Annotated in this window: 13 protein-coding genes and 1 pseudogene; 2 read left to right on the top strand and 12 right to left on the bottom strand. The window is 65.3% G+C overall.

The features are described from left to right. Nucleotides 1-93: 93 nt before the first annotated feature. A pseudogene (locus ACFPOB_RS25930) lies at nucleotides 94-243 on the bottom strand (DUF736 family protein); the annotation flags it as partial. Nucleotides 244-1,002: 759 nt separating this feature from the next. On the opposite strand from ACFPOB_RS25930, the gene ACFPOB_RS25925 reads away from it, so the two are divergent. Further along, a complete protein-coding gene (locus ACFPOB_RS25925; RefSeq protein ID WP_377801193.1) occupies nucleotides 1,003-1,377 on the top strand; it encodes a DUF5131 family protein in 375 nt (124 codons plus the stop codon). 351 nt (nucleotides 1,378-1,728) lie between these two features. Here ACFPOB_RS25925 and ACFPOB_RS25920 read toward each other — a convergent pair whose 3' ends face one another. The 11 genes from ACFPOB_RS25920 to ACFPOB_RS25870 all read right to left on the bottom strand — a co-directional run bounded on the left by ACFPOB_RS25920 (nucleotide 1,729) and on the right by ACFPOB_RS25870 (nucleotide 11,348). Further along, nucleotides 1,729-2,670, bottom strand: coding sequence for a hypothetical protein (locus tag ACFPOB_RS25920; RefSeq protein ID WP_377801192.1), 942 nt, complete (start codon nucleotides 2,668-2,670; stop codon nucleotides 1,729-1,731). After that, on the bottom strand, nucleotides 2,670-3,146 hold the full coding sequence (locus tag ACFPOB_RS25915; RefSeq protein WP_377801191.1) for a hypothetical protein: 477 nt from the start codon (nucleotides 3,144-3,146) through the stop codon (nucleotides 2,670-2,672). The genes ACFPOB_RS25920 and ACFPOB_RS25915 overlap by 1 nt, the downstream gene beginning before the upstream one ends. Nucleotides 3,147-3,217: 71 nt before the next feature. Continuing rightward, the gene (locus tag ACFPOB_RS25910) at nucleotides 3,218-4,144 is read right to left on the bottom strand and encodes an ArdC family protein (RefSeq protein ID WP_377801190.1); all 927 of its coding nucleotides are present in this window, start codon (nucleotides 4,142-4,144) and stop codon (nucleotides 3,218-3,220) included. Between the two features lie 512 nt (nucleotides 4,145-4,656). After that, on the bottom strand, nucleotides 4,657-5,061 hold the full coding sequence (locus ACFPOB_RS25905; protein WP_377801189.1) for a type II toxin-antitoxin system VapC family toxin: 405 nt from the start codon (nucleotides 5,059-5,061) through the stop codon (nucleotides 4,657-4,659). Continuing rightward, nucleotides 5,061-5,306 carry a type II toxin-antitoxin system VapB family antitoxin gene (locus ACFPOB_RS25900; protein WP_377801188.1) on the bottom strand — a complete coding sequence of 82 codons (246 nt, stop codon included), beginning with the start codon at nucleotides 5,304-5,306 and terminating at the stop codon, nucleotides 5,061-5,063. Before ACFPOB_RS25900 ends, ACFPOB_RS25905 begins: the two co-directional genes overlap by 1 nt. Before the next feature lie 102 nt (nucleotides 5,307-5,408). Further along, nucleotides 5,409-5,990 carry a hypothetical protein gene (locus tag ACFPOB_RS25895; RefSeq protein WP_377801187.1) on the bottom strand — a complete coding sequence of 194 codons (582 nt, stop codon included), beginning with the start codon at nucleotides 5,988-5,990 and terminating at the stop codon, nucleotides 5,409-5,411. 648 nt (nucleotides 5,991-6,638) lie between these two features. Then, the gene (locus ACFPOB_RS25890) at nucleotides 6,639-7,730 is read right to left on the bottom strand and encodes a hypothetical protein (protein ID WP_377801186.1); all 1,092 of its coding nucleotides are present in this window, start codon (nucleotides 7,728-7,730) and stop codon (nucleotides 6,639-6,641) included. A 146-nt stretch (nucleotides 7,731-7,876) separates the two neighbouring features. Beyond that, the gene (locus tag ACFPOB_RS25885) at nucleotides 7,877-8,233 is read right to left on the bottom strand and encodes a hypothetical protein (protein ID WP_377801185.1); all 357 of its coding nucleotides are present in this window, start codon (nucleotides 8,231-8,233) and stop codon (nucleotides 7,877-7,879) included. Next, the gene (locus ACFPOB_RS25880; RefSeq protein ID WP_377801184.1) at nucleotides 8,230-9,114 is read right to left on the bottom strand and encodes a DUF7007 domain-containing protein; all 885 of its coding nucleotides are present in this window, start codon (nucleotides 9,112-9,114) and stop codon (nucleotides 8,230-8,232) included. Before ACFPOB_RS25880 ends, ACFPOB_RS25885 begins: the two co-directional genes overlap by 4 nt. Further along, nucleotides 9,111-9,584, bottom strand: coding sequence for a hypothetical protein (locus ACFPOB_RS25875; RefSeq protein WP_377801183.1), 474 nt, complete (start codon nucleotides 9,582-9,584; stop codon nucleotides 9,111-9,113). The genes ACFPOB_RS25880 and ACFPOB_RS25875 overlap by 4 nt, the downstream gene beginning before the upstream one ends. Nucleotides 9,585-9,674: 90 nt before the next feature. Next, nucleotides 9,675-11,348 carry a ParB N-terminal domain-containing protein gene (locus ACFPOB_RS25870; protein WP_377801182.1) on the bottom strand — a complete coding sequence of 558 codons (1,674 nt, stop codon included), beginning with the start codon at nucleotides 11,346-11,348 and terminating at the stop codon, nucleotides 9,675-9,677. A gap of 289 nt (nucleotides 11,349-11,637) precedes the next feature. On the opposite strand from ACFPOB_RS25870, the gene ACFPOB_RS25865 reads away from it, so the two are divergent. Beyond that, nucleotides 11,638-11,943, top strand: coding sequence for a type II toxin-antitoxin system MqsR family toxin (locus ACFPOB_RS25865; protein WP_377801181.1), 306 nt, complete (start codon nucleotides 11,638-11,640; stop codon nucleotides 11,941-11,943).

Below are 11,943 nucleotides of genomic sequence, written 5' to 3'. Positions count from 1 at the left end.
ATGGTCGAGATTATGCGGAGCGGCACGGCGACAATAACCCCGCAAAACCGCGGCTGCCAGCCAACGACTCCACATAATCCCGCGCTACGCATAATCGACAGCGCCGGAGTAGATGCGGAAGTGCGGGCCCTTGTCCGAGGGGTTTTCGATGCGCTCGAGGCGCGCCTTGACGTTGAGAGTGAGGGTCTTGATCGAGCCGGTGAAGCCGGTGGTGGTGGAGGTGAAGGTGCCGATGGTAGCCATGGTGCCGTTCCTTTGCTGTTTCGGGCCGCGCCCTTCGCGACCTCGATGGCTGTCGACAGGACCGGTGACGATCGGACCGCACCCCGCAGGGGCCGGAATGCAATGGAGGACGGACGGAAGCGGCTTTCTTGCCTCGCGAGGAATGGCGCGCAGCGCCAGGGGAAGAAAGTTGCGCGAGGCCGTTGCGGGAGGACGATCGAGGCGAAGCCGTTCTCCGGTCAGACATGCCCCATCGAGCCCGCGGAAGGGCAGGCCTAAATCAGGCCGAGAAGGAACCACGCCATGGCTGCCGCCGCGTCGGCGCACAGCTTCTCCGCCGGCTCTCGCCGGAACGATCTGCCCGGCAGCCTTTCGCGAATGCGACACCCGCCCGCCCAGAGAACCGAGGCCAGGCCAACACGCTCATCTCATTTCCGTATGGGAACTTGCCCGCGTGCCGGCATTGTCCGCAGCTGAGGTGCGACTCGGCTCCACGGCAGGCCTTTGCGATGAGCCGGGCTTTCTGCCGCCCATCCCACCACCGCCGCTGGGTTCGAAGGTGCGGCCAAGCGAACCCCGCTCTGGTCGCCAATCCGCCGACACAGAACCCTGCCAAGGTGCCCCCCGCCGGCGCTACGGCAAGCATGAGGGGGCGGCTCTCAGCCTTGAATCGGCCGGAAAGAGAGAGCGAGGCCTAGGGTTCTCCATCGCCGTGATTGTTGCCAAAACAAGGAGAATCGGTGGAGGTTTTCTTGGCGATCGTGATGCAGGAGAATCGCGATGGGGCATGCCATGCCTGTTGTCGAGTGGTCCGGCCAGCCGCTTCTTGCGCCATTTTCCTGGCGCGAGGGACACGATGTCTTGGTTTCGACCGACCTTTTCGATTCCGAAATCTGTGAAGAACGCTTGGACAAGACGTTCGCTGTTATGGCCCTGTGCTCGCAGCACTCGTTTCGACTTGTGAGCGCTTTTCCTCAGCGCTTCCGCGACTATGTCTGCAAGATCACGGCGGATCGGGATGCGTGGCTGATGTGGAGGCTCGAAGCATCGTTCGTGCTCGGCAGCCTCGGTCGTTCGCACGAGGCGAAAGGCCATGGGCCGGTCTGGCCGCTCAAGAACATCGCGCTAGCAGACTTCAGGTCGGCCGTGAGCTGAGCCTCGGGGCGGAGAGAAAGATTACAGAACATAATCTTATTGTAGGGTTTATTTCATAATTCAGTGGCGAGCGCGCTCAAGCAAGTTTTCCCGAAGGCGCGCTTCGCATACATGGCTGCCTGGAAGACCGCGGGATGATCCCCGTCGAGGAGGTCGAGCCACGACCCGACGTAGCTGGCGTGTCGTGGCCCTGCGCAAAGCCGCTGGACAAGCGATCGTAACCGGATCGGCGGAGACGGCCGCAGGCTGGCTCCGTGCCGCAGGCATAGAGCGCGGCCGCCCGAAACGGGCGGTGGCCTCATCGGACCATCCCTGGATGCCTGTCACGCTGGACGTCGAAAGCTCGACGGATCAAACGCCGCACATCCCCTCGCACTCGTTGGCGAAGAGGTCGAGCTGGCCATAATCGGCCGCGGTCGAGAGATCTGCCTCGTCGAGCGGTACGCAGGAGCGATGCAGGAACACCTCGCCGCGAATGCCGCGTAGTCCGGTCCGCAAGGCTAGGTCGACCGCGACGGCATCCTTCCACGCGTCAACATCGTGGTCGCGCATGTGGCGCCATCGGGCATTGTCGTGAAACGGACAGGCGATGCACGCCGATTTCGGCGGCACAGGATAGTCATGGCGCCGCAGCCAGGCGAGGCAATCGCGCCTGCTCATCCGCTGTTCGATCAGGGGAAAGCGTTTGACCTGCCATGGCTCGAAGCTCGGCTTGGCGCGGATGATTTCATCGGTCGAGATTCCGATCCAGGCTTCGACCACGGCTTGGACGGGCGAGCGCTTGCGCGTCAGGCCGGCGAGCTCGCGCACCTTCCTGCGGATCGGCACGATCTTGAAGTCGGTCGTGCATTGCCGGTGGATCATGCCGATCGACGCCGTCTCGCGCGAGGTGCTGCGCGAACCGATCTCGATGATCTCGCCATCCTGATCCTCGTCGTAGACCGGCAATTCCGAGCCAGCCGGAATGACTGTCTTCGCGAAGGCCGGAATGGAGGCCCAGCGTTTGCCCTCGCCGGCGCCGATCAGCTCCTCGCGGATGTTGCCGGCCGATACGATGTGGACCGGGAACGGCAGCACGTTCCCGGACATCAACCATGCGAGATGCTCGTAGACGGCCTTCGGTTCCCAGCCGGTATCGGCGAAGATGGCGCAATCGGGCATGGGCTCGATCTCGCCGTGGGCGGCCATCAAGGCCATCGTCGTGGACTGCACGCCGGCGCCGAGGCTGAGCGCGCGCAGGCGGATCGTGGAGGGCTGCAGGCCCTCCTGACTCCTAATCGGGGAGACCAGCATCAGCCCATCTCCCCGTCACGGTCATTCAGCCAGGACCGGAGGTCGCGGCGCATCATCCCGATCGGGCCGTTGATTTCGCAGATGCGCGCACCACGAACGACATGGCCGCCTGTGCGGAACAGCTCGACGAAGTGACGCATGACGTCGAGGTAGAGATGGCCTCCGACGAGCGCGACATCGGCGAACGGATCGCGGCCAAGAGCGGTCAGCGAGCCGATATGCATGCCGGGATGCCCACCGGATGGCATGACCCTGCGCTGGGTCTTCGGCCGCGGCCAGCGCGTGCCGAGGTCGCCGGCCTTCATGGCGGCGGCCACCTGGTCCGTCATCCGCGCATCGTACATCTCGATCGGGGAGCTGGCGGTACGGAAGCCGAGATACGCGGAGAGAAAGGCGACTTTCGCCTTCTCACCATAAGGATCGGTGGCACGCAACGTCTGCCAGAGCGGACCGTCATAGCGCTCGATCGCCGGCATATAGGGCGGTCCATCGCGCTTGGTCGCAGAGCAAGCGAGGACCAGTAAACGGGAAGAAGAACGGGCAGGCATTACGCGACCTCCCGTTCTTTGGAGGCCGCCGGCTGAAGGTCGTGTAGAAAGGCGACGGCCCGCTGCGCATGCGCCGCGGCCTGGAAGATGGTGCGCTTATCCTCAGCGAGGACGCGCAACCAGGAATCGAGGTAGGATGCGTGATCAGGCCGGGGCTCGAGTTCGGGCGCGATGCCGAGATCCGCGCACAAAAAACAGGACCCAAGTTCAGCCAAAAGTTCTTCCCGCGCCCTGTCGCTGCGATCTTTCGCATAGCGGGAAAGGTCGCGATTCAAGCGATGGGGTGCCCCCGTCCAATGGCAGGCCTCGTGGCTGAGGGTTGCGGCATGGGAGGCTGCATCGCGGAACGCCTCGAAGGGCGGCATCTGGATGTGGTCGCTGCCGGGTGAATAATAGGCGCGGTCGCCGCCGTGGCGGATCACCGCGCCGGTGTTGGCGAAGTAGCGATCGGCATGTTCGATCCGCGCGACCGGATTCTCGACCGGTTCCGCCCGGGCATAATATCGATCGGGCAGGCCATCGATCTGCGCGACATTGAAAGCCGTGTAGGCCTTCAGAAACGGGATCTCCCGATCGAACTCCTCGCCAGAGGAACCGACCTCGGTCTTGGTGAAGCGGCTGGCGAAGACGACGGTGGTTCCGCTCTCGCCCTTGCGGACGGCGCCGCCGAGCTCGATGGCCTGCTTGAAGGTCATCCAGATCGGCAAGGTGTAGCCACGGGCTATCGCCTCGGACCAGAGCAACAACACATTCATGCCGGCATACGGCAAGCCATTGTGACGCAACGGGCGCGTCACCCGGCCGATGGCATTCCCCGCGCGCCACGGCTGCATCCAGGGCCGCACGCCCTTTTCCAGATCCGCGAGGATCTTCTCGGTGATCCGGGTGTAGATGTCCGCCCGCTCTCCTTCATTCTTTCGCTTCATGATGATGAACCTCCATTCTGGAGGTCGCGCCGCTCGCGACCCCGTCACGGCGGTCCGCAAGGCCGGGGGACATCAGAGAAGGCGCGCACCCGAGCCGAGCCCATGGCAAAGCCAATGGGAACGCGAAGGGCCGGAACGCATGTGGAGGACGGCGCAGCCGTTGCGCGGCTGCCTGACCCCGGCAGGACCGCAGCCGGGACGGGGCGCGGGGAGCGCATCTCCCCTCCTCTTCCCGCCGGTTTCCGTCGCTATGGTCGGCGCGACGACCCCAGGGATGTCACCCCGCGCTATCCCGCTAGGGCGATGGCCAGGACAAACGAAACAGCCCGAACGGACGCCGCATGGAAAGCCGCCGCGTGCGCGAGATCACGGAGCGAGGGCTCAGCGATGCGCCGTGCCGGCGAAGACGAACCGACTACGACCACAGCCTCGAATGCGAGCGTGAGCCCGGCCGCGACGCGACATCGGGCTCTGACCGGCTGGCCGCTCGCGGCTCATCCGATTGCATCGGATTACGGCACAATCTCAAGATCGGTTTCGCGAAACTCGTCGGCGGTCGCGAGGATCGGGACGCGGTAGTATTTCGCGCAGGCATAGTGCAGGCAGTCGCCAAGGTTGAGGCCGCGGCGCCCGGAGCGATAGCGATGAGCTGCCGAGAGGGAGAGCGTCGTGGTGCGTTTTGCCGGCGGCAGATCGCGGATATCGATGCCGCGTTCGTCCAGGAACTCCAGCACCAGCGACTCGACCGCCTCGACCGACAGGTTGAATTTGTCCGGGCGCGCCAAGCCCAATACCGCCTCGAGCACGGCAACGGGCGAGGTGATCCGCTTCTTCGCGCCGGCGAGCGCGCGGGAAACGCGCTCGGCCTCCGGCTCATCCGACAAGACGGCGATGATGGCGCAGGCGTCGACGAACATCACGTTTCATCCCAGAGGTCGTCGAAGGCCTCTCGCGGCAGCGGTTCTCTTGCCTTGTCGTTGAGAGCGATGCCATGCTTCTCCCGCAATCGTGCCGCGGTCTGCTGCGGCGACTCGACGTTGCGCCGCCGCTCGATCGCCTCCTTCATGGCGATGACGATGGCATCGGTGATGCTGACGCCGGCCATGCTGGCGAATTTCCGCGTCAGCGCGTCGGCCTCCGGATTGTTGACATTGATCGGCATGGTAGCCTCGATGTAGATAATACCTGAATTGAATGTAGATACCGCGATCTACATTCGCAATGCGAATTGAAGTGGCGGGGCCGGGGCCCCGCCCTGTCCGGCTTAGCCGAAAGCCGCCATCTGGAGCTCGGCCGCCTTGCGGTCGACGGATGCGCCGATGTTGTCCATCGGGCGCTCGAAGGGCTTCCAGCTCTCGCCGACGACCTGTTCGTAGGCTCGCACGGCGCCCTCGGCCGCCATGAGGAGTGCGTGGGCCTGAAGGCCCATGTCGGCGGCGAACTCGCGGCGGCGCTGGGCCTTGCCGTCGAAGCCGACCGGACCGTCGAGATCCTCGTCACGATCATCGCAGGCCGACTTGGCGGTAGCGTCTCGCGCCTCGGTGACCGCGCGGGTGTAGAACTGGCCGGCGCCATGGGCCGAGCCGACATAGGCGCCGACGATGCGCTGGAGGTGGATCTGCATCGCCCGCTCCGCGAGACCCTCGCTGAGGCTGTCGGCGGTTTCGACGATCAGGCGTTCGTGCAAGTCACGGATGCCGTTGCTGTCGAGCACGGCGAGCCCGAAGCTCTCCGAGATGCGCGTGGCCTGTGTCGCATCCGGGCAGGCGAGGCGGACCATTTCGAGGGTCGTGCCCTTGCGAAGCTGAACGACGCGGGCGGTGTGACGGGGAGCGGCCTTGACCATGTGAACTTCCTTCCTTCGGTTGTCCCGAAGGCTTGGACCGACCTTGCCAGCCTTCCCTTCGGGCGCGCTCGGACCAAACCGGCGGGAAAACGGGTGCTTCAGGGCCCGGGGCGGCCGAAGCGAGCAAGGCAGGCTTGCGGGCAAGCGGGGTGAATGCCCTGCGCAGCCCGCGGGCCTGCGTTGGCGAGATCGGCTGCTCCGGCCGCGAAGCGGCGCGGAACGCGGCCTTGAAGCGACCGGCCGCCGGTTTACGAGCGTGACCCCGACCGAAGGGAAGGCCGACAAGGACCGGGCTCAAGAGAGGCGCCCGACAGGCGAGGTTCGCTTCGGCCACGGCCTTCACAGGACCTTCAGCGGCGATCAGGCTGGCAAGGAGCGCTCCTACGGCACGGTGACGCCGACTTCGAGATGCGGCCCAGATCGCCGGCCGTGCTACGCGGATGCTCGCCTCGCTATCGCGACGCTTGTCATCCGGCGACTGGGCGTTCGATCGGTAGACGATCCAGGCGAAGCCCCTCGCCAGGTCGTGGCCGGTCGCCATGTCGACGACGAACGGGTCGGCGGTGTCAAGGCCGCCGAACTCCCCGGCATTCCAACCGTCCGCGACGCGGCCCGGCGATCCGTTGCCGACAGCCCGCCAACGGCGGATCAGAAGCCGTAGCTTCGATCAGCCCAACGCAGCAGAACGCGCGCATCCTGATCGGGCAGACGCACGCGCGCCTCGCGCAAACCCCGCGCGATCGCCTCACCGACACCGGGATCAACCCGGTTGCCGTGGGTCATCAGGAAGAACCATCCAAAGGTCAAGCCGACCTCGCGATCGATCGCCTCGATGCGATCCATCAGGATGTGAACGGACGCTTCGCCTGTCTCCAGTCTCTGCGCCGGGAGGCGCAGTGGGCGGGTGATGAACCCGATGTCTCGCTCGCCCCGATGCTCGTAATCCCTGATGTCGAGCGCCCAATGCTCATACACACGCGCAGTTCGCGCGCTCGATTCCTCCCAATCCTGAAAGAAGCGTACCTCGCGCGGTGCGGATTCGAACCAGTCGGGCTGAGCCTGGAGAAACGGCGTCTGCGTGCCGTCGGAATCGACCCAGACGCGCTGCTCCATCTCCGGTCGGCTTGCCTCGCGCTTCGCGCGCTCGAGCCGCGCGCAGCGCCCGAGGAACGTGCGAAGATGCACGACGCCGCCGCCGGCACGGGTGGTCAGGCGGTAGAGAGGGCCTGCGAGCACCTTGTCGTCCGAGAGATCGCCGTGCTTGATCCATGACGGATCGAGCAGTTCGTCCTGGCTCCAGGGCTGGTAGGTCGGATCGACAATCGGCCCGGCGCGCCATTCAACCTCGCGGCCGAGCGAAATCTGAAGATAGTCAGCCGCGCCCGGCCCGGTCGATGCAAAAGCATAGGCACTGTTGCCATGCCACTCCGAAATCTGCAGGTCGCTCTCCCGCAAGCGGTTCCAAACCGCGCGGACATCGCCCTTGTCCTTCGCCAGTTCGGCTTCCATCCAGGACCGGTACTCGGCGATCCGCGTCCCGTCGGCCGCGAGCACCGAGCGTTCGACGCGCCAATATTCATCGGCGTAATTGACCGCGAAAAAGACGAAGCTAGGGAACGCCTCGCTCAATGCCGCCGCCAACGCCTTCTCGTCGGCGCCATCCGGCAACTGCGGCAGGATCGCTTCGACCGAGCGATGATCCGGCAGTCTCGTCGGCGCGATATCGGCGTTCTCTGTCATCCGGCTATCCTGTCAGTCGCTCTCGCGTTTTGTGCCATTGGCGCAAGAAAGCTCGGGCGCATCAATCAAAAATGAGCCGCGTCCACCCTGTGGTGGTGGCGGCGGCAGATCGTTTCCACGGTATAGACTGGCATAGCCCTCTCCCTTCATGTTGGGCCGATATGCCGCGGCGCCGGGTGGGCGCCTTCGGACGGAAGGCCGAAACGCTCGCGAAGGGCCGAGATCGCCCGGTCCTGCCGCATCAGCTTGCGCGAGAGCGCATCGATCTCGGGCTGCCGCTCCGCGGTCAGCGCGGTGAGGTTGGATCGGTAGCGTTCGAGGAATGCGCGTGGATCAGGCGGCTTGCCGCCCCGGTAGCCGGTCCGGCGCGGCTGGAGTGTTGGGATCAGCGCCGTCATGCGCCGCGTGATCTGGCGCTGGATGATGTCGAGCTGGCGCTGCGTCTGCCGGCGCGCCGCTTCCATCCGGAAGAGCTGCACGCGGCGATCCGGGAAAGGGCTCATGACTCCCTCTCCTGCCAGCCGACGAAATCCGATCGCCCGCCATAGACGGCATGCCGATCAGGATCGATGACGAAGCCGAACCGGCCAACCTTGTACTCGTCAGAGGGAACAAGAAAACGCCGCTCCTCCGCACCGGGCCCACGCTTGCCACCGGGAGTCGCCACGCATTCGACGAAGCCCTTCTGCCGGCTCGACGTGATCGCCGACACCACGATCCATTCCGTGGCGTGCTCCCGCTCGAAAGTACGGCGGTCCTTCTCGACGGACTCGCCCGGCTGCAAAGCGGTCGCGAAGATCGCCTCCCAGGCGTCGGGCCAGCTGTCCTTCAGGATCTTCTCGGCACAGCGACGCTCGAAGCTGGTGAATAGATCCGGGAATGTGATCGCGACGATCGCCCAGGCTTCATCCTCCTCATAGTAGCCGCCGGGCACTCGCAGCATCGGGTGAACCATGCAGTTGCGTTCGGCCGACAGGTGGAAGCCGCCGTGTCCCGCGGTCGAATGGCAGACGACGCCCTCGGCATGGATCGTCGCCCCCTGCGACGTGCCCCATGGCGTGTGCGCGCGGGAATGAATCTCGCGGCGCCCGAGCGCCTTGCGCTCACACTGATGCTCGGCGTTCTCTGCGACTCTGGCGTGAAACGCCGCCTCGTCGGAGAGCTCGCCGTCATAGCCGTAGAAATCGGACCGGCGCCATTCGGCAAGCGGTCGGCTGATCCGCCAACCAGATGCCAGATAATGCCGACCGTCGCGCCCCGGCAGCATCGCGAAGGCGTTGTCGCCAACACGCGCAACCGGGAAGCCCTCGCTGCACCGGCCGAAGTCGACCGGAGGAAAAGCCTCGGAACCGGACGCCGATTTCTGGGACAGAAGCGCGCTCATGCCGCTCTCCCTTCGACGACATCGGCGCCGACCTCGTCGGCCGTCACCTCTTCAAGGACAGCCCGAGGGTATCCATGGCGCGAGAGCCATTCCTCGGCCGCGGCGCGATGCGCTGCCAGATGCGCGAGCTCGGCCCCGGGACCGGCATGGCTGAACACACGCACCGAACCGATCGCCGGCCGCGCGAGGATCGTGAACTGCAGCGTCGATTCCAACGAGAAGGAGCGATGAACCCGGATGGCGATGATGCCGCCGGCGCCGAAATCCACCTCGTGCAGGGTGAAGCTCGCCGAGAGCGTGACATTACCGGCGCCTCTTGCCCCCTGCTTCCGGATCAGGTGGCCCTGGCTGTTGTTGTTCTGCCAGGCGGAGAGCTTCTTGCGATGGCGGTCCGGCGGCCGCGGCGTGCCGTCGGACCAGGCGACGATCGAGCCAATCGGTGCGTTGTCGAAGATCGTATGCGCTGACATGGATGACCTCGTGAGCGTGGCGTGAAAACGAAACCACCGCCGGCATGGCCGGCGGCGGGGAGCGGTTCGGAAGAGGATGGCGAGGCGCTGCTACTCGGCAGCGTCAAGGAATTCGCCGGGCTTCTCGTCGACAGTATCCTCGGCGACCGTTGCAGCGGCGGCGTCGACGTCCTCGTCGTCATTGGCGGCGATGGTATTGGACGAGAGCCATTTCGCGATCTCGGCAGCATCCGGCGCGAACAACGCGGCCGGATGGACGAAGCGGCCTGTCGCAAAGTGCTCAACGAGCGCTGCACGCGTTTCCCTGACTCGCGCCCGCGGCAGGACCGGAGTCTCCTTGCAGGAGCGTTCGAGCGCCACTCGCGACAGGCAGTCGAGGAAGTCCTCCGTGCCCATATTGGGCAAGAAGCCATCCGCTCCGATGGCAGCGCCGGCGATGCGGGCGACAATGCCGCTGTCGCTGCGGTTCACACGGGCGGACAGAGCATCGATCAAGGCCGCGCGTGCCGCCGATCGCAGCGTGACCATGTCATGCGCGAGCGTGCCATCGTCTGCGACGAGCCTGACGGCGTGCCGTTCCATGCGCGCAAAACCATAGACATCGTCACCGGCGCCCGACGCGACCGTGATGTTGCGCCCGGCAAGCGCCAGCACCAGCAACGCCATCAGCGTGTCGTCCTCGATCGGCCCGCGCTCCAGTGCCTCATGCAGCGCATCCGTCCGAAAATCGCCGATCATCGCGATGCCGCTCCGCGTCACATCCGGACGAGGTTTCGCCATGACGACGTCGTCGTTGCCGGTATCGTCCGTCTGCCCCTTCTTGTTCGGCTTCTGCGGCTCGGGCATCCGGAAATGCACCGTCTGCACCTTGCCCTCGCGATCGAGATACATGGCGGCCCGATCGGACTTACCAGGTTTGCCATGAACGCGCTCGGCCTTCGGCGGCAGGGTGACCTCGCCCCAGCTATTCGTTTCCGCGATGACGCCGCGCTTCGGCAGGTGCTGCGTCATCCATTCCTGCTGGGCGCCGAGGAAGGCTTCGACATTGACGGTATAGCGATTGTCCTGGTCGCCAGGCGCGAACAGGTCCTCAGCCCATTCGATGCCGTAGGCCTGGGCGAGATCATCGCCGAAGCTGGCGTCGCGCGCATACATGCGCTTCTTAGTGAGCCCATTCGCGATCTTGTACCAGGACACGTCCGGATCGCCCTTCTTCGGCTTGTTGGCCTTCCAGACCGCCGACTGCTCATCGAGCGATGCGGCCGCGATAACGCGCAGCTGCTGCTCGTTGGGCATATTGCCCTTCGCGATGCAGTCGAGCATGGCGGGCAGGATGTTCGCGAGCAGGCGCAGCTTGCGGACCTGCCGGACGGGCAACGCGAGTGCGACGGCGATCGCCTCCTCGGTCCAGCCGAGCGCGACAAGCCGCTCGATTCCACGCCATTGGTCGACGGCGTTGAGCGGTTCCCTGGCGATGTTGTCCACCAGGGATCGCATCGCGCCATTGTCGTTCGAGGGCTCCGCCACGAGGACCTCGATCTCTTCGAGACCGGCGACGATGGCCTGCTGAACCCGGCGATGGCCCGCATCGATGATGTAGCCGTTGCCGCCGCCCGTTTCCGGAAAGATGACTGGCGGCTGGATGATGCCGACCGCCTTGATGGTCGCAAGCAGCAGCGCGTCGGCCTGGGGCGTGGCCTTGGTCCGGCGTGCGCGGTCGGGATTGTCCTTCAGCGCGCGCGGATCGACCTTCATGAGATGCATGGAATTGCTCCTTCAAGGGTAGCGGACGCAGGTCTTCCCCGGTCCTTTTCCGTCTTCTTCCCGAAGACACCCCCCGGCCCGCGGAGCGGCGGGACCGGCACAACTGCGGCGGAGCATTCCTGGCCGGATGGCCGAGCGGGGCTGAACGCCCTGCGAGGACGAGGGGCAGGGATCGCGACCGCGGCGCTTGAGCGTCAGCGTTGCCGGTCCTGTCGCTCCGCGAGGGAGCCCTTCCTTTCTCCTTCTTCTCCCTTCTTGAATTGCCACCTTAATGGTGGCATATGGAGCCATGGAGAAGCGTCGCCCGACCTATGATCTCGAAGCGATCAAGGCGGCGTTCGGATCGGTCGACCAGCTCGCGATGACGTCGTCCGCCCTGCGCGATGCGACGGCGCTGGGCTTCGATCGGGCGGGCGTGGTCGAGACGATCGGCGGGATCGAACGGCGCATGTTCTACAAGTCGATGACGACCTTCGCCGATCATCGCATCTGGCAGGACGTCTATCATGTGCCGGCGCGGGGCCTCACGCTCTACGTCAAGTTCCAGGCGGACATCGTCACCGAGTTCACGGTGATGTCGTTCAAGGAGAAATGA

The organism is Allobosea eneae (assembly GCF_042657265.1).
In the GTDB taxonomy this organism is placed as follows: Bacteria; Pseudomonadota; Alphaproteobacteria; order Rhizobiales; family Beijerinckiaceae; genus Allobosea; species Allobosea eneae.
The sequence above is the reverse complement of the archived record's forward strand: the minus strand, read 5'-3'. Positions and strand labels throughout refer to the sequence as shown.